We start from the raw sequence: 23,358 nt of genomic DNA on the forward strand, positions 1-23,358 counted from the left end.
CCTTAGCCTGCGTCTAGAGGCGCAGGAAGGCCAGCAGGCCCTCGCAGCCGTCGCGAACGTCGTCGTAGGTGGCCTGGAAGTCGCCGGTGTACCAGGGATCGGCGATATCCCGCTCGCTGCCGGCGTACGCGAGCAGCTTGTGCACCTTACCCGCGGCATCGCCGCTGAACAGGCGCTCCATGTTGCGGACGTTAGCCTCGTCCATGCCGATGATAAGGTCCCACGCATCATAGTCGTCAGCACGCAGGCGGCGTGCCGTCTTGCCCTCGCAGGAGATGCCGTGCGCGGCCAGGATGCGCCGTGTGCCTGGGTGCACCGGATTGCCGAGCTCCTCAGAGCTCGTGGCGGCCGAGGCGATGACCAGGTGCTCACTCAGCCCGCGCTTTTCGGCCAAGTCGCGCAGGACGAACTCGGCCATGGGCGAGCGACAGATGTTGCCGTGACAGACGAAGAGGACGCGCACCGCGCGCCCCTCTGTCCTAGGCAAGGGAGGCCCCCAGGTCGTAGGCCTCCTGAAGGCCCGGGTTGCCGGCGATGGCGCCCACCTCATAGACGGCCTTCACCACCACCTCGCCGATGCTCTCCTGGCCGCAGTAGGCGGTGTTGACGCGGTAGACGTCGAGCAGCGGCTCGGCGCGCTTCTCGTCCTTGTCCTCGAAGCACAGCAGGAGCCCCGTCTGCTTGACGCCGAAGGGCTTCGCGATGCCGCAGAACATGCGGTCTTGGAAGGCGCGCAGCTGGGCCGGGTAGTTGTAGCAGTACAGCGGCGTGGCCCAGACGATGACGTCAGCCTCGCGCAGCAGCGGGTAGAACTCCTGCATGGCGTCTTGCTGGCAGCAGGCTCCCTCATGGCTGAAGCAGTACTCGCAGGCCAGGCAGCCGCGGATGTCGGCCCGCCCCGCCTCGATGCGCGTGACCTCGTGGCCGGCGTCCTCGGCGCCGCGGGTGAACGCATCGGCAAGCTGCGCCGAGTTGCCGTTTACGCGGGGGCTTCCGTGCACCACCAGTATCTTCTTCGCCATGACCTCTCTCCTTTCCGGGTTCTGTGGTTTGTCGCAGACCATTATAAGCCCTCCTCGAAGGGCGCCAGCCTGCGGGAGGAGCGCCCGCCCACCCCGCCGGCTGCCGGCTCCCCTACGGCGCCAGGTCGAGCAGCCGCCCGTAGAGCTCGTTGCCGCAGAGCCAGCCGCGGTCGGTGGGTCGCCAGCGGCCCTCGGCATGGCGCACGAGGCCGAGGGCCTCCAGCTCGCGGAAGGCGTCGGGCACCTCGGGGATGAGGGCGGCCGCGCGGGTCACCGACTCGTCGCTTACGCCTGCCGCCAGGCGCATCCCGAGCATGAGATCCTCGGCCGCCATCTGGCGTGGATCGAGGTCGTCGGTTACCTGACCGTCGGTCACGCGCATGCGTCGCTCGGCGTTCTGGGTCATGGTGGCGGCGGCTCGGCCGAGGCCCAGGTAGGGCAAGCCGATCCAGTAGGCGGTGTTGTGGCGGCACTCGAAGCCGGGCCGCGCGTAGCTAGCCACCTCGTAGCGATGAAAGCCCGCCCCCTCGAGCACCGAGCGCGCCGCCTCCATGGCCTCGGCCTCGGCGTCGTCGTCGGGCTCGGCCATCTCGCCGCGCAGCACGGCCCGGTCGAAGGCGGTGCCCGGCTCGACGATAAGGGGATAGACGCTCACATGCGTCACCCCGCGCTCGACCGCCTCCCGCACGCTCGCCTCGAAGGACGCGGCGCTCTGCCCGGGAATGCCGCACATGAGGTCCACCGATACGTTCTCAAAGCGCTCCTGGGCGGCGCTGATAGCGCGACGGGCCCCCTCGGCGTCATGGGCCCGTCCGAGGACGCGCAGCACGTCGTCGTCGAAGGACTGCACGCCGAGGGACAGGCGGTTCACCCCGAGGGCCCACACGTCGCGCACGAGGCGCGCCTCGAGGCTCTCCGGGTTCGCCTCCATGGTGCACTCCACGTCCGGCTCGAGTCGCATCGACAGCGACAGGGCGTAGAGCAGGCTCGACAGGCGCCGCGCGCCCACGTGGCTTGGCGTGCCGCCGCCCAGGTAGACCGTCTCGACGGCCGCCAGCTCGCCCTCGCGGGCCTTGCGGCGGATCTGGAGCACCAGGCCCTCCACGTACTCGTCGATGGCGGGAGAGTCGCGTTCCACGGCGCTCGTGGCAAAGTCGCAGTAGCCGCAGCGGCGCACGCAGAAGGGCAGGTGCAGGTAGAGGGCCCTATAGGGATCGTGGGGCATCGTCGCTCCCCTCTCGCTCGACAGGTCCCGCGGCCGGGGCGCTCCCGTGGGCGCAGGCGATGGCCAGCAGCTCGTCGAAGACGGCGTCGAAGTCCTCGAGACTCGTGCAGTAGTTGATGCGCCCGCGCGCCGCAGCGGCGCCGGGAAGCCCCGCCAGGTACCACATGGCGTGCTTGCGCATGCGCACGATGTTGCGCCCCTCGCGCTGCTCGAGCAGCCGCGCATGGCGCCGAGCGAGCGCGATGCGCTCGGCGATGGTGGGCGCCGCAGGGGGCTCCTCCCCTGCCAGCGCGGCCTTCACCTGGGCGAACAGCCAGGGGTTACCCTCGGCCCCGCGGGCTATCATCACCGCGTCGCAGCCGGTCTCGCCCGCCATGCGCACGGCGTCGGCCCCGCTGCGGATGTCGCCGTTGCCCACCACGGGCATGGCCACGGCCTCCCGCACGCGCCGGATGGCGCCCCAGTCGGCGCTCCCCCGGTAGAGCTGGAGCGCGTAGCGGCCATGCACGGCGCACGCATCGGCACCGGCCGCCTCCATGCGCCGCGCGAACTCGGGCGCCGTCTCGTCGCCCTCGGCCCAGCCGCGGCGGAACTTCACCGTCACGGGGTGCGCGACGACGGCCTTCACGGCCGCGACGATGGCCGCGGCCAGCTCCGGCTCGCGCATGAGCGCGCTGCCGTCGCCCTTGGTCACGATCTTGCGGGCGGGGCATCCCATGTTGACGTCGAGATATGCGAGCGCATCCCCCATCTCGTCCTCGATCCACGCGGCCTCGCGCGCCATCACATCGGGCTCGTGGCCGAACAGCTGCACGGCCACCTTATCCTCACCCGGCGCGAGCGCCAGCAGGCACCGGGTCTTCTCGTTGGCATACGAGAGCCCCTTGGCCGACACCATCTCGGTGAAGGCCAGGTCGGCGCCCTGCTCGCGGCAGAGCGCGCGGAACGCCACGTCAGTGACGCCCGCCATGGGGGCCAGCAGCACCCGGTATCCCTCAAACAAGCCGTCCATCAGGTGGTTCCCTCCTTGCTCGCAAGCGAGTCGATGACCTTTTGATGCCAGGTCGCGGCCGCAGCGTCGCGGTTCGACTCGATCAGGGTGCCGCGTTGGGCGCAGGCGACGTGGGTGAGCAGGCCCGTGTTGTCGAAGAGGTTGGCCTCGTCGCAGAGCGGGAGCGCCTGGCGAAGGTTCGCAAGCGAGGCCTCCCAGCGCCGCTCGACGAGCGCCGGATCGACGAAGTGGCCGCCGCAGCTGGCCCGATGGGCGATGCGCGCGTTCGCGATCTGCGGGCTCTCCACGCCCACGTAGTGCATGACGACGCGATAGCCCCGCTCGTGGGCATCGCTGATGACGCGCAGCGCCGAGCGCCCCGAGAGCGTCGTCTCCTGGTTGAACGAGCGGCCGGCGGCCAGGTGGTCGCGGATGAGCCGTACGGCCTCCTTTCCGGCGAGCAGCTGATGCGCAGGATCGGCCCAGTCCCAGCCCCGGGCGGCGATGATCTCGTCGGGGTTGACGCGCGGTATCTCGGGTGCCGGTGCGTTCCGCTGCCAGAGGCCCGAACGGTAGAGCGTCGACTTCCCCGCTCCGTTCACGCCGGCGAACAGCAGGTAGAGCGGCTGGCTTGGCATCAGAACACGCCCTCGTCGATGAGCGCGCGCTGGCGCTCCTGGAGGAAGAACGAGGCCACGGCCATGTAGAAGCGTGCCTCCTCGGGAGTGCGTGCCGCGCGGACGGCGTCGACGCCGAAAGAGCCCGCCAGCTGCTCGCGGCAGCCGTCGTAGAGGCGATGAAGCGCCTCGGGCTCAAGCTTCGGCAGCTCCGTGGGCGCGGCCGCGTGCTCGCGGCGAGGACGGCCCGGCTGCACGGGCGATGCGAGCCGCGCGGCCACCGACGCCTCGTCGACGGCCCAGATCCGGCCGATCTTGGCGCCGCGGAGCGCGCCTGCGTCGAGCAGCGCGCGCACGCGGGCGGCGCTTACGCCGAGCCTCTCCCCCGCCTCGCTCGTGCTGATCATGGATACCTCCATCTATTGCGTGACAAAAATATTTTCCAATCGCAATAGTAAACAAACCATCGCGGGAGGGCAAGCGCCGCGGCTATCCAGCCAGCTTGGGGCCGAGGGCGGCGGCGAGGCAGATGAGGGAAACGAGGCCGAGAAAGCAGGCAAGCGCCCGGCCTGCCTGGCGGCGAGCCTCCTCGTCCATGGTGGAGAGGGCCTTCTCGTCCAAGCCGTTGAGCAGGCGCACGTCACCTTGCCAGAAGCTCACGGCGAAGAAGAGCAAGAGCGCGCCGACGGCGATGAGGATGACGTCGTCGGCGCTCATCTCAGGCCCCCAGGGCGCCCAGGATGCCGGCGAAGGCGAAGACGATGAGGCCGAGGGCGGCCGCAACCGCCACGACGAGCCCGCAGCCGAGCAGGGGCAACGCCTTGGCCTGCTCCAGGTCCGCGGCGGCCTTGCGCTCGTCGAAGGCGTCGTCGAGCCAGCTGCCCTCCTCGGCGCGCGGCTGACGACGCGGCTCGCGCGCTTCGGCGGCCGGTCGGGCCCCCTCGGCCCAGGGGTCGGCGGCGTCTCGCTCGCGGCGGGCGTGGCGCGCCGCGGCTACTCGTCCACCTTGAGGATGGCCATGAACGCCTCCTGGGGCACTTCCACGTTGCCGATGGCCTTCATGCGCTTCTTGCCGGCCTTCTGCTTCTCCAAAAGCTTGCGCTTGCGGGTGATGTCGCCGCCGTAGCACTTGGCCAGCACGTCCTTGCGCTTGGCCTTCACCGTCTGGCGCGCGAGCACGCGCCCGCCGATGGCCGCCTGGATGGGCACCTCGAACATCTGGCGCGGGATGATCTCCTTGAGCTTGTCGCACAGCACCCGCCCGCGATCGTAGGCCTTGTCCTTGTGCACGATGAACGACAGCGCGTCAATGGGCTTGCCTGAGAGCAAGATGTCAAGCTTGACCAGGGATGACGGCTGGTAGCCCAAGAACTCGTAGTCGAGGGAGGCATAGCCTTTCGTGTTGGACTTGAGCTTGTCGAAGAAGTCCATGATGAGCTCGGAGAGCGGTATCTCCCAGAGCATCTCCACCGTGGTGGGCGACAGGTAGTTCATGGTGACGAAGGTGCCGCGGCGCGCCACGGTGAGATCCATCACCGCGCCGACGTAGTCGGGCGGGATGAGCACCTTCGCCTTGAGGTAGGGCTCTTCAATGCGCTCGATGGAGCCGGGGTCGGGCATCTCCTGGGGCGAGTGGAGAGATACCATCTCGCCGCCCTTGAGGTAGACGTGGTACTCAACCGACGGCGCCGTTGCCAGCAGGTCGAGCCCGAACTCGCGCTCGAGGCGCTCCTTGACCACCTCCATGTGCAGAAGGCCCAGAAAGCCCACGCGGAAGCCGAAACCGAGCGCGTGGGAGGTCTCCGGCTCCCAGACGAGCGCCGGGTCGTTGAGCGAGAGCTTCTCGAGCGCCTCCTTGAGCGGCTCGTACTGGTCGCCCTCGATGGGGAACAGGCCGGTGAACACCATGGGCTTGGCCTCGCGGTAGCCCGGCAGCGGCTCGTCCACGCCGCCGGTGACGCTCGTGATGGTGTCGCCCACCTTCACGAGGGAGACGTCCTTCAAGCCGGTGACCAGATAGCCCACCTCGCCGGTGTTGAGCGAGGGCAGCGCGCACTCGGCGGGGCGGCGCGCGCCCACCTCCTCCACGAGGGCCTCGGTGCCGGTGGCCATCATGCGGATCTTGTCGCCCTTGCGAAGCGAGCCGTCCACCACGCGGATGAGCGCCACCACGCCGCGATAGGCGTCGAAGTAGCTGTCGAAGATGAGCGCGCGCAGGGGCGAGTCGGCCTCGCCTACGGGCGCGGGGATGTTGTAGACGACGGCCTCGAGCAGGTCGTGCACGCCCTCCCCCGTCTTGCCGGACGCGAGCACCGCGTCATCGGCGGGGATGGCCAGGCCGTCCTCGATCTCCTGCTTGACGCGCTCAGGCTCGGCGGCGGGCAGGTCGATCTTGTTGATGAGCGGGATGATCTCGAGATCCGCGTTCATCGCGAGCATGGCGTTGGCCACGGTCTGGGCCTCCACCCCCTGGGTGGCGTCCACCACGAGCACCGCGCCGTCGCAGGCGGCCAGGCTGCGCGACACCTCGTAGGTGAAGTCCACGTGGCCGGGCGTGTCGATGAGGTTGAACTGGTACTCCTTGCCGTCGTCGGCCGTATACATGACGCGGACCGCCTGGCTCTTGATGGTGATGCCGCGCTCGCGCTCGATGTCCATGGAGTCCAGCAGCTGCTCTTGCATGTCGCGCTTGGCCACCGTCCCCGTGAGCTCGAGAATGCGGTCGGACAGCGTCGACTTGCCGTGGTCGATGTGGGCGATGATGGAGAAGTTGCGGATGTGGCTGAGGTCGGTCATGGCTTCTTTCCGTGGTTCGCGGGTACGGGCAGCGAAGGGATCTGTGGACGAATCGCGGGGATTTTCCCCGGCGAGGGAAATTTCCTTTGCGCGTTGCCGCAGGTCTTTGGTATTCTATCGCATTGTGTATCCAGCGATACGTACGCGCGGTGATTCCACCGCCAAATCTGCAGACGTGGCTGCGCTTAGAGATGACGCTCGCTGGCGACCCGGGGACGAAGCGCCCGACGGGTCGAGGAGACGGAGAAATCCCGCCCGCCTCCCGCTCGCACGATGTGCCTCAGGCGGCGCCTTGGCCGCTGCGCGTTCGTGTCGTTGGATACCGCATACGGGATACCGAACGAACGCGAGAAAGGCAATCATCCCATGGCTAACATCAAGTCCCAGAAGAAGCGCATCATCACCAACGAGAAGAGCCGCCTGCGCAACCGCATGGTGAAGTCCGAGCTCAAGACCGCCGTGCGCCGCGTGCGCGAGGCCGTGGCCGAGGGCGACGGCAAGGCTGCCTACGCCGCCGCGTGCGCCGCGTGCCGCCTGATGGACAAGGCTGCCTCCAAGGGCATCATCCACAAGAACCAGGCCGCCAACCGCAAGAGCGGCATCATGGCGCTCGCCAACACCGTGGTGACGGCCGAGGACATCGCCGCCTACGAGAAGGCCGCCCCGAAGGCCCAGAAGACCGGCTCCAAGAAGGCCGAGGCCAAGGCCGCCCGCAAGGCCGCCATGGCCGAGGCGTCCAAGGAGAAGGCGAAGCGCCGCGAGAAGCAGCTCAAGGAGGAGAAGAAGGCCGCCGAGCGCAAGGCCAAGGAGGCTGCTGAGGCCGCCAAGGCCGAGGCGGAGGCCGCTGCTGCCGAGGCCGCCGAGGGCGAGGCCGAGGAGGCTGCCGAGTAGGCTCGCCTCACATCCGGAGACGCGCAGGGCCCCGCATCGCGGGGCCCTTTTTCATGCCCCTAGACGAGCGGGCGGCGCGAGGTGATGGCGATGAGCCAGTCGCGGAAGACGGCATCGGCGTCTGATCCGCTCTTCATGGCCTGCTCGGCGTCGCGAGCCGAGGCGAGGGCGGCGCGCAGCTCCTCGGCGGTGAACAGGCGCGCCCACTTGGGGTGGTTCTTCACGCGCCAGTCGGGCAGCTTGAGCGCCTGGGCGAGCCCGGGCAGCCCGCTGCCGCGCCTTGCCATCGCCTGGGCGCACATGAGCTCGCGCAGGCGGCTTGCGCACATGGCGATGAGCGCGTGGGGCGAGGCGGATTCCATGCGACTGAGGCAGTCGAGGGAGGCGCGCAGGTCGCGTGCGGCGAACGCGTCGACGAGCTCCCAGGGCTTGGGCTCGGCCGTGCGCGCCGTGAGGGAGGCCACCTCCGCATCGGTGACGGCGGCGGTTCCGCGGTGCGCGAGCGCGATCTTGCGTATCTCGCTGTCGAGGTGGACGGTGTCCTCCCCCACCAGCTCGATGAGCTTGACCGCCGCGCCGTCGGTGAAGGTGACGCCGTGGGTGACCGCCATGGCGCGCACCTGGCGCGGCAGCTCGACGCGCTTCGGCGGCGCGCAGTCGATGACGGCCGTCTTGCCGAGGGCCGCGACGGCCTTGTAGAGGCGCGTGTTCTTCGCGAGCTTCTCCGCCTCGAGCGCGAGGACGGTGCTCGGGCAGGGCGACTTGAGGTAGGCGACGAGCGCCTCGGAGTCCGTCTTCTTGAGTTTCTCGGCGTTGCGCACGTAGACGAGGCGCGCGTCGCTCGCGAAGGGGATGGTGTTGCAGGAGGTGACGATGTCGGCGCCGACGGCGGTCTCGCCGTCCAGGTCATCGGAGTTGAACTCCATATCGCCAAGCGCCGACAGGCGCGTGCGCAGCCGGGCGAGCACAGCCTGGCGCTTGAGGGAGTCCTCCCCCACCACCAGGTAGGCGGGAAGGAGCGCGTCGTTTTTCTTCGAGGTAGCCATAGCGCTATTCTACCCGACTTTCCCCACCGGCGGGCCGCTGGGCGTCCACGCGCAGGGCGTCGGGCGTGAAGGTGACGGTGACATCGCCGTGGCGGTCGGTGCGGAAGGTCGTCGCGCCCGCGGCGTCGAGGGCGGCGAGGGGCTCGGGGCGCGGGTGGTCGTAGCGGTTGCCCTCTCCCGCGCTCACGAGGGCCACCGCCGGCGCGAGACGTCGTGCGAGGGCGCCGTCGAGGGAGACGGCCGAGCCGTGGTGGCCCACCTTGAGCACGTCGACGCGTCCGAGCGCGCCCGCGTCGGCCAGCTGGACGAGCGTGGGCGCCTCGGCGTCCCCGGTGAGCAGGGCCGACCAGCTCCTCCCCTCCCCGTCGGCCTTCGCCGTGGCGAGCAAGCAGAGGCTGTCGGCGTTGCCGCCCTCCTCGGCGAAGGCGCGTGGCCAGAGCACTGCCACGTCCAACGCGCCGCAGGTCAGGCTGTCTCCCGCTTCCACGCCCACGATCCCCGCCTCGCCGACGAGGGCGGCCGCCTCCGCGCGCAGGGCCGTGCAGGAGGGGCAGGGGCAGCCAAGCGCGTCGGCGGCCATGATGACGCGGCCCACGGGCACGGTGCCCGCCAGCGCGCCGAGGGAGGCGCAGTGGTCGTCATCGGCGTGGGTCACGGCCACGGCATCGAGGCGCCAGACGCCGTGACGAGCGAGTGCCCGCAAAAGGCGGCTGTCCTGGTTTCCCGTGTCCACGAGCATCGTCGCGCCGCCGCTGCGCAGGAGGATGGCATCGCCCTGCCCCACGTCGAGCATGATGATCTGCGTAGGCGCGAGCAGGGGCAGGACGAGGAGGGCCAGCGCAAGCGCCGCGCCTCCCGCCGCGGCGCCGCCCATGACAGCACGGGGGCGCGGCTGGGGCCAGGCGCGGTAGAGCGCCGCCGCCATCCCGCAGGAGAGCGCCGCCATGGGCAGCACGCCAAGGTCGACGGGGATGCTTGCCTGCGGCAGGGCGGCGAGCGCCTTCGTCGCGATGCTGAGGGGAAGCGTGGCCGCCGCGCCAAGCGCGACGAGGGGCCCAGCCGCGTCTGATGCGAGCGCGACGGCGATGGCGGAGGCAAGGCTCGCCAGGCAGGCGAGGACGAACAGCGGCGCGGCTAAGACGTTGGCGGGCAGCGCGATGAGGGGCAGTCGCGCGAAGAGCGCCGCGGCGTAGGGCTGCGTGACCACGGCCGAGGCGAGCGTGAGCGCCGCCGGCTCGCCCACCGCCTTGCGCAGCGGTCCGGGAAGGAAGGAGAGCCAGGATGCGATGAGGCTCGCGAAGAGCACGATCCCCAGGGTGGAGCCGGCGGATAAGGTGAAAGACGCGGAGAGGGCCGTCGGCGCATCGAGGGCGGGAAACGCGACGAGGCAGCCTCCGAGGGCCGAGAGCGCGGCCGGCCGGCGCCGCGCGAAGAGCGCGCCGAGGGATGATGCGGTCATGAGCGCGGCGCGCAGAGCCGAGACGGGCATGCCGGAGAACACGAGGAAGCCGCCGATGAGGGCAAGGGTGGTGATCGCCTGGGCCTGCCGCGGCAGGCGGAACGCGCGCATGAGGCCGCCGCAGGCGAGCGCCATGAGCGAGAGGTGCGCGCCTGACACCGCCACGAGGTGCGCAAGGCCGCAGGCCTGGTAGGCGCCGTAGCCGCCCACGGCGTCCAGCGGCGCGCGATAGCCGCAGGCGAGCGCCTGCATGAGCGGGGCGCCTGATCCGCCGTAGCGTGCCAGCCCCTCGATGGCCTTCCGCCTGAGGGCGCGCAGCGGGGCGAGCGCGCCCTCAGGCACAAGGAGCTCCCAGGCGCTCGCGGTCATTCGCCCGTCGATGCCGCGCTGCCAGCTGTAGCCGCCGGCTTCCTCGCCGGTAGGCTTGAGGGCGGCACGGGCCTCAACCACGTCGCCTGCGAGCAGGCCCTCCCCTCCCTCAGGGAGGTTGAGGCTGACGAGGAGGGCGCGTCCGCCAGCGTCACGGACGCGCGCGAGGGCGCGGTGGCCGCGATCAGCCTCGCGCGCGTCGTCGACGAGCGTGAGGTGCCAGGTGCCCCACTGGGGCTGCTCGACCGCCGTGGATCGTGCGTCAAGCGCGCCGACGAGGCCGCAGGCAGCACCCAGCACGGCTCCGAGGGCCAGGCACGCGAGCGCCGGCGAGCGCAGGCGCGCCCACAGGACGGCACCTGCCATGGCGATGAGGAGCGCGACGAGGGAGAGCGCGAGCAGTGCGGCGGGCTCTAGGGAGGCCGCGAGCGCGTAAGCGCCTGCCGCGCCGCCCCAGGTGCCAAGCCCAAGCACGAGCAGCGGCGGAAGGCTCGGGCGGACGCTGCGTGGCGCAGGCCGGGTGCGCGCGCGGCTGCGCAGGCGGCTGGCGAGGGGATGCGGCGGCCTCATACGCACACGGCGTCGCGCAGGGCTGCGAGCTTCTTCTCGCCGATGCCCGGGACGCGCATGAGGTCATCTACGGTGGCGAAAGGGCCGTTGGCCTCACGATCGGCGACGATCTTGGCCGCCGTGGCCTCGCCGATGCCGTTGAGCGTGACGAGCTCGGCAGCTGTGGCGGCGTTGAGGTTCACGCGCGCTTTGGCAGAAGGCGCCGGGGCGCCTGCGGCAGGGACGCTCGCCGAAGGCGCGGCAGCCTCCTGATCCTGGAGGGTGGGGATGACCACCTGCTCGCCGTCGACGACCACGCGGGCGCGGTTCACCCCGTCGGGGGCGGCATCTGCGGCCAGGCCCCCGGCGGCGGCCACGGCGTCATCGACCCGCGAGCCCTCCGGCACCGCGTAGACCCCAGGCGCTGCCACGGCGCCGCCGACGTGGACGTAGATGCGCGCGGGCTCCTCCGGCGTGGGGGCAGAGGAGCCCGCGCCGCCCTCCGGCGTGCCTGCCGCAGGAGCCTCGCTCGCGGGACGCACCTCGAAGGCAGGCGGGGCGAGCGCGCCCGCGAAGACGACGATGGCCCCGACGAGCACGGCCGCAGCTGTCAGCAGCACGCCGAGCGCGGCCGGTCGCAGCGCGGTGAGGTGAAGTCGTGAGCGGAGCGAGTCTGCACTGTCCTGAAACGCCATGGCGCCTGCCTTTCCCCGGGTACGTCCGTCCGAGGCTACCCGCCCCCGCCGACGCATGGTCGTCTCGCGGGCGGCGGGGCGAGGTGCGCGGAGCGACCGCGCTTACCCGCCCCGCGCCGCAGAGGGCTTCGAGGGTCGGCGCCCCCGCGGCCCAACGGAGGCTCCTGGCGCAAAAAAAGGACGCCCGAAGGCGTCCCCTGCTACCGGTTGTCTCGCCCCTACTCCCCTGCGCGCGGCTTTCGCGGCCTGTAGGCAGGGCAGGCGTAGTCGTGGGGCTCAGCGGCTGCGGCCAGCTCCTCCACCCAGCGCTCGATGGGCAGGTCGGCCTCGGCGGCCTCCACATCCTCAAGGCGGGCATGGGTCTCCGGCGAGCGCGGCATGAACAGCGTGCAGCAGTCCGGCGCGTCCATGGACGATATCTCGAAGGTTCCCAGCTGCTGGGCCTGATCGATGATCTCGAGCTTGTCGTTGCCGATGAGCGGGCGGAACACCGGCAGGGTGACCGAGGCGTCGGTGGCGCGGATGTTCTCGAGGGTCTGCGAAGCCACCTGGCCGAGGCTCTCGCCGGTCACGAGCGCGCCGGCGCCTTCCCTCTGGGCGAGGCGCTCGGCAACGCGGAACATGAGGCGGCGATAGAGGATGATGCGCAGCGAGGGGGGCGCCGTGAGCGATATCTCGCGCTGGCAGTCGCCGAAGGGCACCACGTAGACGCGGCCGATGCAGCCCGTCTTCTCGAGCACGTGCGCGATGTCGTCCACCAGGTACTCCGAGGCGTCAGAGGTCTGCGGGCGGCCCGAGAAGTGCACGCCCACGGGCACGGCGCCGCGCCGGGCCATGCGCCACAGCGCCACCGGCGAGTCGATGCCCGAGGACAGCAGGCACGCCACGCGCCCGGACGACCCGACGGGCAGGCCGCCGATGCCGCGCACCGACCGCGCGTAGACGTAGGCGGCGCTCTGCACCACCTCTACCCCCACGGTGACGTCGGGGTTCTTCATGATGACGCGCTTGTCGGGGTGCGCGGCGCACAGCAGGGCCCCCACGTCGCGGTTCATCTGCATGGAGTCGATGGGAAAGTCGGTGTGGTTGCGGCGGGCGTGCACCTTGAAGCTCGCGAACTCCCCCGCCTCGGCGAGCGCGAGCAGCGCCGCCTCGCCCATCTGGCCCAGGTCACGCTCGCACTTGAAGCCGCACGAGACGCGCGCCACGCCCGGCACGCCGACGATGGCGTCCGCGCAGGCGACGGCGGTGCCGCAATCCGTGCCCTCGCGGAGGAACACGCACAGGCGCCCGGCGATGCGGTGGATGGTGACCAGGGGGTAGGCGGAAAGAAGCGCCTCCAGGTTTCTCAGGAGGCGCTTCTCGAATACGCTGCGGTTGTGGCCCTTCAGCCCGATCTCGTGGTAGTGGACCAGGATGATGCGCTGAAACTCCGCCATTAGTGGTTCTTGACGTCGATGGACTCCGGGTTGAAGGAGACCTCGCCGCGGGCGACCTCGGAGAACGCCAGGGAGAGCGGCTTCTTGTCGGCGGCGCGGGCGATCTCGACGGCGGTCTGCAGCTGGATGGCGCGATCGCGCTGGCCGCGCATCATGTCGTTGATGTCGTGGGCGCGCTTGGACGCCAGGGCGCACAGCAGGAAGCGGTCGTTGTCGGTCTCGCCCAGCAGGACGTCGATCTTAGGTTCGATGATGCTCATAGGTTGGTTATCCTCGCGGTTTCTCGGCTTGTTCGTCTACGTAGGCGACCAGGGCGTGGACTGCCTCGTCCAGGTCGTCGTTTACCAGCCGTATATCATAGCTCATTTTCTGGGAAAGCTCCACCTCGGCGGCGGCCATGCGCTCGGCGATGACGTCATCGGCCTCGGTGCCGCGTCCGCGCAGGCGCGCCTCGAGCACCTCGAGCGAGGGCGGCTCGATGAAGACGAGACGCGCCGCGGGCATCTTCTCACGCACCTGGAAGGCGCCCTGGACGTCGATCTCCAGGATGACCTGGTCGCCTGCGGCCATGTGCTCCTCCACCGAGGCACGCGGCGTGCCATAGCAGTTGCCGGCATAGCGCGCCCACTCGAGCAGCCCGTCGTGGGCGACCTCGTCCATGAACTCCTCCTCGGTCTTGAAGAAGTACTGGACGCCGTCGCGCTCGCCCTCACGCGGGGAGCGCGTGGTGGCCGAGACGGACACCCACGCGTCCGGCACCTCCTGGAGGAGACGGGCCACGAGCGTGCCCTTGCCGGCGCCCGAGGGGCCCGAGATGACGAAGAGGTTTCCGTGCCTCATGCGACCTTAGCCCAGCCGCTCCAGCAGCGCGGTGCGCTGGCGGTCTCCCAGGCCACGCAGGCGGCGGCTCTCGGCGATCTGCAGCTCGCGCATGACCTTCTCGGCCTTGGCCTTGCCGTAGCCGGGCATGGTCTCGATGAGGGTGGCCACCTTCATGCGGCCCACGACCGGATCCTCCTTCATGTTGAGCACCTGCTCGATGGTGAGCTTTCCGGACTTCAGGTCATCGCGCACCTCGGCGCGGCGGATGCGGGCGGCCTTTGCCTTCTCGAGGGCCTCGGCGCGGGCCTCGGGGCTCAGCTGGGGAATAGCCATGGGGTATGTCTCCTTCTCTCCGGATGGTCTCGTGATACTGCCATGGTCGGGGGCGCCGCGTCGGCCCCGAAGGTCCGATTCCGCAGAATGCGCCGAAACCCCCTGATCGGGCGGGGCTTTCGGCGACGCGGCCGCTTTCCATGGGGCCATTATGGGCAGCCGGCCGCGAAAAAGGCCCCTCAACGGGCCGAATTCCGCAAATCCACTACAAAATACCCGCATATGCTGGGCTTTTGCCGCAAAGCGAGCGAGGGGTGCGTCAGGGGAAGGCCCGTCCCCCCCCCCTGCCGGGGCGGACGGGCTCGCGTCGTGGCCTACAGGCCCTCGAGCTCGGCGGCGATGGCGTCGAAGGCCGCCACGGGGTCAGGCGCCTGGGTGATGGGGCGGCCCACCACGATGTGGGAGGAGCCGGCACGGAAGGCCTCGGCCGGCGTCATGACGCGGCTCTGGTCGCCCAGCTCGGCGCCGGCGGGGCGCACGCCCGGCGTGACGATGAAGGCGTCGGGGCCCAGGATCTCGCGGAGCATGGCCGCCTCGAGGGGCGAGGCCACCACGCCGGAGATGCCCGAGAGGCGCGCCAGCTCGGCGAGCGCCGCCACCTGGTCGGTCAGGGGGCGCGTGACGCCGGTCTCGGCCAGGGCCTCGGCGTTCATAGACGTGAGCACCGTGATGCCGAGGGTGGCCGGCACGGAGCGGCCGGCGTCGGCGGCTCCCAGCTCGGCGCCGCGCTGGGCCGCCTCCATCATGGCGCGGCCGCCCACCGTGTGCATGGTGATCATGTCGGCGCCCGCGGCCGTGGCCGAGCGGGCCGCGCCCTCGATCTGATGCGGGATGTCGTGGAACTTGAGGTCGAGGAACACCTTGAAGCCGCGGCGCTTGAACATCTGGATGATGGCCGGGCCCTCGGCGTAGTAGAGGGTCATGCCCACCTTCACCCACGAGGCCTTGCCCACGAGCGCGTCGGCCATGACGATGGCCTCCCAGCCGGTGTTGCAGTCGAGCGCGACGATGACGCGGTCGCGCGCCGGCAGCGCGTGAAAGTCGGCGACGAGGTTTCTCTCTAGCATTCGAGGGCTCCTATCAGTTCGTTGACGTCGGACACTCCCTGCTCCTCGCAGTAGTCGATGATGCCGTCGATCACGTCCACGGTGGCGCAGGGGTTGGCGAAGTTGGCGGTGCCCACGGCCACGGCGGTGGCGCCGGCGAGCAGGAACTCCACGGCGTCGGTGCCTGATGTGATGCCGCCCATGCCGAGCACGGGCACCTCCACGGCCTGGGCCACCTGCCAGACCATGCGCAGGGCCACGGGCTTGACGGCCGGGCCCGAGAAGCCGCCCACCACGCGGGCGAGCTGGGGGCGCCGGCGCCGCGCGTCCACGGCCATGCCGAGCAGCGTGTTGATGAGCGACACCGCATCGGCGCCGGCCGCCTCCGCGGCGCGGGCTATCTCGGCGATGTCGGTGACGTTGGGCGTGAGCTTGACGATGAGCGGGCGCTTCGTGGCGGCGCGGCACAGTCCCACCACCTTTTCCACCGAGGGGACGTGGCAGCCCATGGTCATGCCGCCGGCATCCACGTTGGGGCACGAGATGTTCACCTCGTAGGCGGCCACGGGGGCCTCCTCGAGGGCCTCGATGACGGCCACGTACTCGTCGAAGCTGTGGCCGGACACGTTGACGATGGCCGTGGCGCCCACCTCGGCGAGCCAGGGAAGCTCGTGCTCCTTCAGGTGCGCCACGCCGGGGTTCTGAAGCCCGATGGAGTTGAGCATGCCCGAGGGCACCTCGGCGATGCGGGGGCTCGCGTTGCCCTTCCAGCCGTGGAGCGACACACCCTTGGTGGTGACGGCGCCGAGGGTCGCCACGTCCACGAAGTCGTGGTACTCCCGCCCGGCCCCGAAGGTGCCCGAGGCGGTGGTGACGGGGTTTCTCATGGCCAGGCCGCCCAGGTCGACGGCGAGGCCCACCTTGGTCTCGCGAGGGGATCGCTGCATTACCACACCACCTCCGTCGCAGGGAACACGGGCCCGTCCACGCAGGCCCGGCGCTTGCCGTCCACGGTGTCCACCACGCATGACAGACACGCGCCCACGCCGCAGGCCATGCGGCGCTCAAGGGACACCTCGCAGAACACGCCGGCCTCGGCGGCCATGGCGGCCACCAGGCGCATGAGCGGCTCGGGACCGCAGCAGGCCACGTAGTCGAAGGGGCGCCCCTCTGCGGCGGCCGCGGCCAGGGCCTCCTCCACGAGCGGCGTGCAGAAGCCGGCGCGCCCGTAGGTGCCGTCGTCGGTGGAGCAGGCCGGCTCGCAGCCGAGGGCGGCGCAGAAGCGCTCGCGGGCCACGAGGGCGTCGGCGGTGCCGGCGCCGAGCACGGCGGTCACCTCCACGCCGGCGGCTGCCAGCTCGCAGGCGAGCGGATGCAAAGGCGCGCTTCCCACGCCGCCGGCCACGAGCAGCGCGCGGGAGCAGCCCGCGGGGGGCTGCCAGCCGCGGCCGATGGGGCCGATCAGTTCCACGGATCCGCCGAGGGGAAGCGCCGTCATGCGCTCGGTGCCGAAGCCGAGCACCTGGTACATCATGTCCACGGTGCCCGCCTCTGCGTCGGCGGCGTAGATGCCAAGGGGGCGACGCAGGATGTGATCGTCCATGCCGGGGACGCGGACGTGGACGAACTGCCCCGGCCGCGCGCCGCCCGCGATGGCAGGGGCCTCCACGGTCATGAGCCAGATGTTGCACCCGATCTCCTCATTGACGAGGATGGGCGCCTTCTCGTTGCAAAGGGTGGTCACGTCCGTCCTTTCCCGCCCCGTGGGGCGTTCATCGGTCTTGCGTCTAGGGTAAGCACTCGCCTCCCCCGCCTGCCGTAGTCTGCGCGCAGGCTACTCGGCGACGTGCTGGGGCAGGTCCTGCAAGGCTATCACCTTGAGCCCGGCGTCGCGCACCACCTCCATGCCGGCCACCATGGCCTGGGCGCCGGCCAGCGTGGTCACGTAGGTGACGCCGTGGCGCACAGCGGCCATGCGCAGCTCGTAGCCGTCGCCGCGGGTGGCGGTGCCGAAGGGGGTGTTGATCATGAAGGAGATCTCGCCGGCGGCGATGCGATCCATGATGGAGGACGACCCCTCGTGGATCTTGCCGATCTCCTCGCACTCCACGCCCACGGCGCGCAGGGCGCGGGCGGTGCCCTCGGTGGCGGCGATGCTGAAGCCCAGACGCGCGATGTCGCGGGCGATGGGCACGAGCTCGCGCTTGTCGCGGTCGTTCACCGAGAGGAACGCCGTGCCGCCGGAGGGCAGCGCGTAGCTGATGGCCAGCTGGGTCTTGGTGTAGGCCGCCGGGAAGTTACGGGCGATGCCCATCACCTCGCCGGTGGACTTCATCTCGGGTCCCAGCACCACGTCGGCGCCGGGGAAGCGGCCGAAGGGCATGACCGCCTCCTTCACGCTGAAGTAGTCGAGGCGCCGCTCGTCGTCGGGCAGGCCCAGCTCGGCCAGCTTCTCCCCCGCCATGACGCGGGCCGCCAGCTTGGCAAGCGGCACGCCGGTGGCCTTGGAGACGAAGGGCACCGTGCGGCTCGCGCGCGGGTTGGCCTCGATGACGTAGATGACCGTGTCCTTGATGGCGAACTGGATGTTGATGAGCCCCACCACGCCCAGGCGCAGGGCCAGGCGCCGCGCGATGGAGCGCAGGCGGGCCTGGACGGCCTCGGACAGCGAGAAGGGCGGCGTGCAGCAGGCCGAGTCGCCCGAGTGGATGCCCGCCATCTCGATGTGCTCGAGGATGCCGCCGACGTAGACCTCCTCGCCGTCGCAGAGCGCGTCAAGATCGACCTCCACGGCACCTTCCAGGAAGCGGTCGAGGTAGACGGGATGGTCGGGCGAGATGCGGGCCGCCTCGCCCATGTACTTCTCCAGCTGGGCGCCGTCGTAGACGATGGCCATGCCCCGGCCGCCGAGCACGTAGCTCGGGCGCACGAGCAGCGGGAAGCCTATCTGGTCGGCCACGGCGCAGGCCTCCTCGAAGGTGGAGGCCATGCCGGCGGCCGGGTAGGTGATGCCCATCTCGTCGAGGATGGCCGAGAAGCGGTCGCGGTCCTCGGCCAGGTCGATGGCCTCCGGACTCGTGCCCAGGATGGTCACGCCTGCCGCCTCGAGGGCCCGGGCCAGCTTGAGCGGCGTCTGGCCGCCGAGGGTGACCACCACGCCGTCGGGCTGCTCGACGTCCACGATGTCCATGACGTCCTCGAAGGTGAGCGGCTCGAAGTAGAGCTTGTCGGAGGTGTCGTAGTCGGTGGAGACGGTCTCGGGGTTGCAGTTGACCATGATGGTCTCATAGCCTGCTGCCGCCAGGGCGTAGCTCGCGTGGACGCAGCAGTAGTCGAACTCGATGCCCTGGCCGATGCGGTTGGGGCCGGCGCCCAGGATCATGGCGCGGCGGCGCTCCTTCGGCGCCACTTCTGACTCCACGGCGTCGTAGGTCTTGTAGTGGTAGGCCGTGGAGGAGGGGAACTCGGCCGCGCAGGTGTCGACGGTCTTGAAGGCCGGGCGCACGCCGCACATCTTGCGGCAGGTGCGCACGGTGAGCTCGTCAGAGCCGGTGAGATGCGCGATCTGCGCGTCGGAGAGGCCGTAGCGCTTGGCCACGAGGAACGCGTCGCGGTCGAGCTCGTCCAGGCGCATGCCGGCAAGCGCGCGCTCGACGGCCACCATGTCGGCCATGCGGTGCAGGAAGAACGGGTCGATGCCCGTGGCGGCCTGCACGTCGGCCACCGAGCGGCCGCGCCGCAGGGCCTCGGCCACGAAGAGGATGCGCTCAGCGGTGGGACGTGCCACGAGGTCGTCCAGGTCCGCGTCGGTGGCCTCCCCCTCGATACCGCGGCCGTCGCCGCCCAGGCCGGCGCGGCCGTTCTCGAGCGAGCGCATGGCCTTGCCGAGCGCCTCCTCGAAGGTGCGCCCGATGGCCATGATCTCGCCGACGGCCTTCATGCGGGTGGACAGCGTGTCGTCGGTGCCCTGGAACTTCTCGAACGCGAAGCGCGGCACCTTCACCACGCAGTAGTCGATGGAAGGCTCGAAGCAGGCCGGGGTGGCCTTGGTGATGTCGTTGGTGATCTCGTCGAGGGTGTAGCCCACGGCCAGCTTGGCCGCGGCCTTGGCGATGGGGAACCCGGTGGCCTTGGACGCGAGGGCCGAGGAGCGCGACACGCGCGGGTTCATCTCGATGATGACCATGCGGCCGTTGGCGGGGTTGACGGCAAACTGCACGTTGGAGCCGCCCGTCTCCACGCCGATCTTCTCCAGGATGGCGAGCGATGCCACGCGCATGCGCTGGTACTCCACGTCCGAGAGGGTCTGGGCCGGGGCCACGGTGATGGAGTCGCCGGTGTGCACGCCCATGGGGTCGAAGTTCTCGATGGAGCAGATGATGATGCCGTTGCCCGCGGCGTCGCGCATCACCTCCATCTCGAACTCCTTCCAGCCCTCGATGGACTCCTCCACCAGCACCTCGCCGGCTGGGGAGAGCTCGAGGCCCTGGGACACGATGAGCCGCAGCTCGTCAAGGTCGTGGGCGATGCCGCCGCCGGCGCCGCCCAGAGTGAAGGAGGGTCGCAGCACCACGGGGAACCCGAGGTCGGCCACGATGGCCTCGGCGTCGGCCACCGAGTAGGCGTAGCCCGAGCGCGCCGTCTCCACGCCGAGCTCGGCCATGCACTCGTTGAAGAGCTTGCGGTCCTCGCCGCGCTCGATGGCGGCCAAATCGCAGCCGATCATCTCCACGCCGTAGCGGTCGAGCACGCCGGACTTGGCCAGGTCGACGGCGGTGTTGAGGCCGGTCTGGCCGCCGAGGGTGGGCAGCAGCGCGTCGGGGCGCTCCCGCTTGATCACCTTCTCCACGAACTCGGCGGTGATGGGCTCGACGTAGGTGGCGTCGGCCAGGCCCGGGTCGGTCATGATGGTGGCCGGGTTGGAGTTGACGAGGATGACGCGGTAGCCGTCCTCCTTGAGCACCTTGCAGGCCTGGGCGCCCGAGTAGTCGAACTCGCAGGCCTGGCCGATGACGATGGGGCCCGACCCGATGACCAGGATGGACTTGATGTCTTCACGCTTGGGCATTTAGGCCACGCTCCCTTCCGCGGCGGCGCCGTCCTCGGCGAAGCGCCAGCCGGCCAGGCGGTCCTTCGCGATGTCGATGTCCAGGTAGTCGTCCCGGCCGTCCATGAGGCGCGTGAACGCGGTGAACAGGTAGTGGGCGTCGGTGGGCCCGGGGGACGCCTCGGGGTGGTACTGCACGCTGAAGGCGGGGATGTCCAGACACGCGATGCCCTCGGCGGTGCCGTCGTTGAGGTTGACGTGGGTGAGCTGGATGCGGCCGAAGCGCTCGTTGGCGACGACGGGCGCGCACGCGGCCCGGGCCCAGAAGCGCAGGTCGTCCTCATGGCCTCTGAAGCCGGCCGAGAGCTCGGGCACAAGCTCGCCGAGCGAGGGGAACACGAGGCCGAAGCCGTGGTTCTGCGCGGTGATCTCCACGCGGCCGGTGCGCAGGTTCATAACCGGCTGGTTGCCGCCGCGATGCCCGAACTTGAGCTTCTCGATGGCGGCGCCGCAGGCCTTGGAGATCATCTGGTGGCCCAGGCAGATGCCGAAGACGGGCACGCGCCCGAGCAGCTGCTCCACCTGGCGATAGGTGCCCTCCACGGCCTCCGGGTCGCCCGGGCCGTTGGAGAGGAACACGCCGTCGGGGCTCATGGCCAGCACGTCTTCGGCCGGGGTGTCCCAGGGCACCGCGGTGACGTTGCAGCCCACGCGCACGAGGTTCTCGAGGATGGAGCGCTTGGCGCCGCAGTCGTAGGCCACCACCTTATAGCGGGGCGCGGCGGCGTCGGCCAGGGCGAAGCGCTGACTGGCGGGCAGGTCAGCGACGGTGAAGGAGGCCGGCTCGGCACGCGAGACGGTGGCGGCCAGGTTCACGCCGACGATGGACTGGCTTGCGCGGGCCTTGGCCACGAGGCTCGCCGGGTCGGCGTCGGCGGTGGAGAGCACCGCCCGCTGGGCGCCATGGTCGCGGATGTGGCGCACGAGGGCGCGCGTGTCGATGCCCTCGGCGGCCACGATGCCGTGCTGCTCGAGGAAGGCCGGCAGGCTCATCTCAGAGCGCCAGTTGGACGGCGTGGCGCACAGGTCGCGCACGATGAGGCCGCGCAGGGCGGGGTGCTCGGACTGGCAGTCGTCCAGGTTCACGCCGTAGTTGCCGATCTGCGGGTAGGTCATGGTGATGATCTGGCCGGCGTAGGAGGGGTCGGTGATCACCTCCAGGTAGCCCTCGAGCGACGTGTTGAAGCAGATCTCGCCGAAGACCTCGCCCTCAGCGCCCGCTGCGGTGCCCTCGAACACGGCCCCGTCCTCGAGCGCCAGCACGGCGCGGCCGCGCGCGGGCTTCGTCGTGGACGCCAGCAGCTTATCGGATATCTCGCTCAAGCCTCTTTCCCTTCTCTTCTGGGCGACCGGCTCCTCCCCCGCCCCGCCGCGCGCTTCGCGTTGCGCGCAGGGCTCCCTCGCGCCCGGGTTCCCCGGCCCGAGGCGTGAAAACGCCCCCGTCACGGACGAGGGCGCACTGGTGGTGGGGTTAGGTTGTGTGTCGCGCACCTTGTCGGTCTCTCTGTACCGCCTTAAAGGCTGGAAGACAGTATACGCCGCCTGGGTGCGAATGGGCGCGGGAAGCGGGGAATTCCACGGCCGGCCCCGCGAGCGGCCCCGCGCGGCACCCGCAGGACGGGCCGTGGAGGGGCTGCGCGGGGCTGCGCCCAGAGGAGAGCGGCGAAGTGAGCAGAATCGACGGTTTTGCGACGTTTCAGTCCCTCTTCGAAGGCCTTTGGCGTCGACAACGACACGAACGATCGAATATCGGTATCAAACGCGGAAGATCAGGCTATCGCGCAGCCTCCTCATGTCGCAAAACCGTCGATTCTGCTCACTTTGGGACGCCTTGTTGCGCAACGAAAGCCGGCGCTTCTCCCCTAGCATGGCCCCAGCCGGCTTGGAGGCTGGCTGAGGGAAAAGGAGGAAACCATGGGGTATCAGAAGACAATGGCGACGATGACGGCCTTCGCTCTCGTCGCTGGCCTTGCCATGACAGGCTGCGCGACGACGGACGGCGAGGGTCAGGGGGCGTCTCTCGCTGAGACGGGGGTCTCCCAGGCGGAGCCGACGCAGACGGTTGAGTTCGAGGGAGTACGGTTCTCCATCCCTGAGAGCTATCACGAGGGAGCGGCGCCTTCCGATTCCAAGGAATCAGTACTCTACATTGACGAGGAAAAGAACGACTACCTGATCCTCATGAAAGTGGAGCTTCCAAAGGAGGCGGGCACGATGCGGGGCGAGCAGATAGTGCACAGCCTCAAGTCGGCTGCTGAGGCGTTCCCCAAGTCCCTTCTCGGGGAGGAGGTGGAGAGTTACTGCGCCCACCACGACGACTCGTTTGCCATGCCCATCTTCGCTGTCGACCCCTTTGAGTACGAGGGGGATCATTACGCCATTCGATCCATTGGCGTGAACGGCAGCTTTTTCATCGTCGCCCAGGCAGTGTGCTCCGAGGACAACCCCGAGAGGCTGGATACCATGCTGAGCTCATGCGAGTACGTGGACACGCCAAGCTATGACCTCGTCCATGCCGCCACGGCCCTTGTCTGCGGCGAGGATGCGGCCCGGAGTCTTGGGGCACAAGCCAAGAGCGAGCTGCAGAGCGCCGTACGTCAGCAACAGCAGGAACTCGTCGACGAAGCGAGGGCGAAGGCCACGCCTAGCCAGAAGAGCGCCACGGACAGGGCGAAGCGCTACTTGGAGGTCAGCGCCTTCTCCAAGGAGGGCTTGATAGCGCAGCTTGAGTACGAGGGGTTCTCTCACGCAGACGCCGAGTTCGGCGCCACCTGGGTGGTCGTCAACTGGCCGGAGCAGGCCGACCGTAAGGCTAAGAGCTACCTGGAGATAAAGTCGTTCTCTCGATCGGGACTCATCGAGCAGCTTGAGTACGAGGGCTTTACCCGCGAGGAAGCTGAGCACGGCGCAGATTCCGTGGGGCTGTAAGGAGGCGGGGCCGCGTCGGGATG

The 23,358-nt window shown here is 69.9% G+C and carries 22 protein-coding genes; 2 read left to right on the forward strand and 20 right to left on the reverse strand.

Annotated features, from left to right (window positions below; genetic code table 11):
- Nucleotides 1-13: 13 nt before the first annotated feature.
- The 8 genes from AC6I0Y_RS05435 to lepA all read right to left on the reverse strand — a co-directional run bounded on the left by AC6I0Y_RS05435 (nt 14) and on the right by lepA (nt 6,651).
- Nucleotides 14-463, reverse strand: a complete 450-nt coding sequence (locus tag AC6I0Y_RS05435) for a low molecular weight protein-tyrosine-phosphatase (protein WP_497733599.1) — start codon at nt 461-463, stop codon at nt 14-16.
- A 16-nt stretch (nt 464-479) separates the two neighbouring features.
- Nucleotides 480-1,022, reverse strand: coding sequence for a flavodoxin family protein (locus tag AC6I0Y_RS05440; protein WP_497733601.1), 543 nt, complete (start codon nt 1,020-1,022; stop codon nt 480-482).
- 112 nt (nt 1,023-1,134) lie between these two features.
- On the reverse strand, nt 1,135-2,247 hold the full coding sequence (gene hemW / locus AC6I0Y_RS05445) for a radical SAM family heme chaperone HemW (RefSeq protein WP_497733603.1): 1,113 nt from the start codon (nt 2,245-2,247) through the stop codon (nt 1,135-1,137).
- Nucleotides 2,228-3,259: a tRNA dihydrouridine synthase DusB gene (dusB, locus tag AC6I0Y_RS05450; protein WP_497733605.1), complete on the reverse strand. Its 1,032-nt coding sequence runs from the start codon at nt 3,257-3,259 to the stop codon at nt 2,228-2,230. The genes hemW and dusB overlap by 20 nt, the downstream gene beginning before the upstream one ends.
- Nucleotides 3,259-3,876 carry an ATPase gene (locus AC6I0Y_RS05455; RefSeq protein WP_497733607.1) on the reverse strand — a complete coding sequence of 206 codons (618 nt, stop codon included), beginning with the start codon at nt 3,874-3,876 and terminating at the stop codon, nt 3,259-3,261. Before AC6I0Y_RS05455 ends, dusB begins: the two co-directional genes overlap by 1 nt.
- Nucleotides 3,876-4,262 carry a helix-turn-helix domain-containing protein gene (locus AC6I0Y_RS05460; protein WP_497733609.1) on the reverse strand — a complete coding sequence of 129 codons (387 nt, stop codon included), beginning with the start codon at nt 4,260-4,262 and terminating at the stop codon, nt 3,876-3,878. Before AC6I0Y_RS05460 ends, AC6I0Y_RS05455 begins: the two co-directional genes overlap by 1 nt.
- An 82-nt stretch (nt 4,263-4,344) precedes the next feature.
- Entirely contained in the window at nt 4,345-4,572 is a 228-nt protein-coding gene (locus tag AC6I0Y_RS05465; RefSeq protein ID WP_497733612.1) for a hypothetical protein, read from the reverse strand.
- 276 nt (nt 4,573-4,848) lie between these two features.
- A complete protein-coding gene (gene lepA / locus AC6I0Y_RS05470; RefSeq protein WP_160707404.1) occupies nt 4,849-6,651 on the reverse strand; it encodes a translation elongation factor 4 in 1,803 nt (600 codons plus the stop codon).
- 366 nt (nt 6,652-7,017) lie between these two features.
- On the opposite strand from lepA, the gene rpsT reads away from it, so the two are divergent.
- Nucleotides 7,018-7,542, forward strand: a complete 525-nt coding sequence (gene rpsT / locus AC6I0Y_RS05475; RefSeq protein WP_497733616.1) for a 30S ribosomal protein S20 — start codon at nt 7,018-7,020, stop codon at nt 7,540-7,542.
- Nucleotides 7,543-7,601: 59 nt separating this feature from the next.
- Here the strand turns inward: rpsT and holA are convergent, their stop codons facing one another.
- The 12 genes from holA to carA form a co-directional block, all read right to left on the reverse strand.
- On the reverse strand, nt 7,602-8,588 hold the full coding sequence (holA, locus tag AC6I0Y_RS05480; RefSeq protein WP_160707408.1) for a DNA polymerase III subunit delta: 987 nt from the start codon (nt 8,586-8,588) through the stop codon (nt 7,602-7,604).
- A 4-nt stretch (nt 8,589-8,592) separates the two neighbouring features.
- On the reverse strand, nt 8,593-10,890 hold the full coding sequence (locus tag AC6I0Y_RS05485; RefSeq protein WP_497733618.1) for a ComEC/Rec2 family competence protein: 2,298 nt from the start codon (nt 10,888-10,890) through the stop codon (nt 8,593-8,595).
- A 92-nt stretch (nt 10,891-10,982) separates the two neighbouring features.
- Nucleotides 10,983-11,660, reverse strand: a complete 678-nt coding sequence (locus tag AC6I0Y_RS05490; protein ID WP_497733620.1) for a ComEA family DNA-binding protein — start codon at nt 11,658-11,660, stop codon at nt 10,983-10,985.
- 218 nt (nt 11,661-11,878) lie between these two features.
- Nucleotides 11,879-13,099 (reverse strand): tRNA uracil 4-sulfurtransferase ThiI, encoded by a 1,221-nt coding sequence (gene thiI, locus AC6I0Y_RS05495; protein WP_497733622.1) that lies wholly within the window; start codon nt 13,097-13,099, stop codon nt 11,879-11,881.
- Nucleotides 13,099-13,359 (reverse strand): DNA-directed RNA polymerase subunit omega, encoded by a 261-nt coding sequence (locus tag AC6I0Y_RS05500; protein WP_160707416.1) that lies wholly within the window; start codon nt 13,357-13,359, stop codon nt 13,099-13,101. Before AC6I0Y_RS05500 ends, thiI begins: the two co-directional genes overlap by 1 nt.
- Before the next feature lie 7 nt (nt 13,360-13,366).
- Nucleotides 13,367-13,939, reverse strand: a complete 573-nt coding sequence (gene gmk / locus AC6I0Y_RS05505) for a guanylate kinase (protein ID WP_160707418.1) — start codon at nt 13,937-13,939, stop codon at nt 13,367-13,369.
- Between the two features lie 6 nt (nt 13,940-13,945).
- Nucleotides 13,946-14,254, reverse strand: coding sequence for an integration host factor, actinobacterial type (gene mihF, locus AC6I0Y_RS05510; protein ID WP_497730006.1), 309 nt, complete (start codon nt 14,252-14,254; stop codon nt 13,946-13,948).
- Nucleotides 14,255-14,568: 314 nt separating this feature from the next.
- Complete coding sequence (gene pyrF / locus AC6I0Y_RS05515) at nt 14,569-15,321, reverse strand: orotidine-5'-phosphate decarboxylase (protein ID WP_160707422.1); 753 nt, start codon at nt 15,319-15,321, stop codon at nt 14,569-14,571.
- On the reverse strand, nt 15,315-16,247 hold the full coding sequence (locus AC6I0Y_RS05520) for a dihydroorotate dehydrogenase (RefSeq protein WP_497730008.1): 933 nt from the start codon (nt 16,245-16,247) through the stop codon (nt 15,315-15,317). The genes pyrF and AC6I0Y_RS05520 overlap by 7 nt, the downstream gene beginning before the upstream one ends.
- Nucleotides 16,247-17,044 carry a dihydroorotate dehydrogenase electron transfer subunit gene (locus tag AC6I0Y_RS05525; protein WP_497730009.1) on the reverse strand — a complete coding sequence of 266 codons (798 nt, stop codon included), beginning with the start codon at nt 17,042-17,044 and terminating at the stop codon, nt 16,247-16,249. The genes AC6I0Y_RS05520 and AC6I0Y_RS05525 overlap by 1 nt, the downstream gene beginning before the upstream one ends.
- A gap of 90 nt (nt 17,045-17,134) precedes the next feature.
- A complete protein-coding gene (gene carB / locus AC6I0Y_RS05530; protein WP_160707426.1) occupies nt 17,135-20,368 on the reverse strand; it encodes a carbamoyl-phosphate synthase large subunit in 3,234 nt (1,077 codons plus the stop codon).
- Nucleotides 20,369-21,730 (reverse strand): glutamine-hydrolyzing carbamoyl-phosphate synthase small subunit, encoded by a 1,362-nt coding sequence (gene carA, locus AC6I0Y_RS05535; protein ID WP_497730011.1) that lies wholly within the window; start codon nt 21,728-21,730, stop codon nt 20,369-20,371.
- Nucleotides 21,731-22,321: 591 nt separating this feature from the next.
- Between carA and AC6I0Y_RS05540 the strand changes: the two genes are divergently transcribed.
- Nucleotides 22,322-23,335 (forward strand): Ltp family lipoprotein, encoded by a 1,014-nt coding sequence (locus AC6I0Y_RS05540; protein WP_160707430.1) that lies wholly within the window; start codon nt 22,322-22,324, stop codon nt 23,333-23,335.
- Nucleotides 23,336-23,358: the final 23 nt, after the last annotated feature.

It is taken from the genome of Adlercreutzia sp. St.1H8 (assembly GCF_059728655.1).

What these genes read in the sequence shown, in the direction of transcription:
- pyrF (WP_160707422.1), bottom strand. Translation starts at nt 15,321, where the DNA reads ATGCTAGAGAGAAACCTCGTCGCCGACTTTCACGCGCTGCCGGCGCGC.
- lepA (WP_160707404.1), bottom strand. Translation starts at nt 6,651, where the DNA reads ATGACCGACCTCAGCCACATCCGCAACTTCTCCATCATCGCCCACATC.
- rpsT (WP_497733616.1), top strand. Translation starts at nt 7,018, where the DNA reads ATGGCTAACATCAAGTCCCAGAAGAAGCGCATCATCACCAACGAGAAG.
- AC6I0Y_RS05455 (WP_497733607.1), bottom strand. Translation starts at nt 3,876, where the DNA reads ATGCCAAGCCAGCCGCTCTACCTGCTGTTCGCCGGCGTGAACGGAGCG.
- AC6I0Y_RS05520 (WP_497730008.1), bottom strand. Translation starts at nt 16,247, where the DNA reads ATGCAGCGATCCCCTCGCGAGACCAAGGTGGGCCTCGCCGTCGACCTG.
- AC6I0Y_RS05500 (WP_160707416.1), bottom strand. Translation starts at nt 13,359, where the DNA reads ATGAGCATCATCGAACCTAAGATCGACGTCCTGCTGGGCGAGACCGAC.
- dusB (WP_497733605.1), bottom strand. Translation starts at nt 3,259, where the DNA reads ATGGACGGCTTGTTTGAGGGATACCGGGTGCTGCTGGCCCCCATGGCG.
- AC6I0Y_RS05540 (WP_160707430.1), top strand. Translation starts at nt 22,322, where the DNA reads ATGGGGTATCAGAAGACAATGGCGACGATGACGGCCTTCGCTCTCGTC.
- holA (WP_160707408.1), bottom strand. Translation starts at nt 8,588, where the DNA reads ATGGCTACCTCGAAGAAAAACGACGCGCTCCTTCCCGCCTACCTGGTG.
- carB (WP_160707426.1), bottom strand. Translation starts at nt 20,368, where the DNA reads ATGCCCAAGCGTGAAGACATCAAGTCCATCCTGGTCATCGGGTCGGGC.
- mihF (WP_497730006.1), bottom strand. Translation starts at nt 14,254, where the DNA reads ATGGCTATTCCCCAGCTGAGCCCCGAGGCCCGCGCCGAGGCCCTCGAG.
- gmk (WP_160707418.1), bottom strand. Translation starts at nt 13,939, where the DNA reads ATGAGGCACGGAAACCTCTTCGTCATCTCGGGCCCCTCGGGCGCCGGC.
- AC6I0Y_RS05465 (WP_497733612.1), bottom strand. Translation starts at nt 4,572, where the DNA reads ATGAGCGCCGACGACGTCATCCTCATCGCCGTCGGCGCGCTCTTGCTC.
- thiI (WP_497733622.1), bottom strand. Translation starts at nt 13,099, where the DNA reads ATGGCGGAGTTTCAGCGCATCATCCTGGTCCACTACCACGAGATCGGG.
- AC6I0Y_RS05490 (WP_497733620.1), bottom strand. Translation starts at nt 11,660, where the DNA reads ATGGCGTTTCAGGACAGTGCAGACTCGCTCCGCTCACGACTTCACCTC.
- AC6I0Y_RS05440 (WP_497733601.1), bottom strand. Translation starts at nt 1,022, where the DNA reads ATGGCGAAGAAGATACTGGTGGTGCACGGAAGCCCCCGCGTAAACGGC.
- hemW (WP_497733603.1), bottom strand. Translation starts at nt 2,247, where the DNA reads ATGCCCCACGATCCCTATAGGGCCCTCTACCTGCACCTGCCCTTCTGC.
- AC6I0Y_RS05460 (WP_497733609.1), bottom strand. Translation starts at nt 4,262, where the DNA reads ATGATCAGCACGAGCGAGGCGGGGGAGAGGCTCGGCGTAAGCGCCGCC.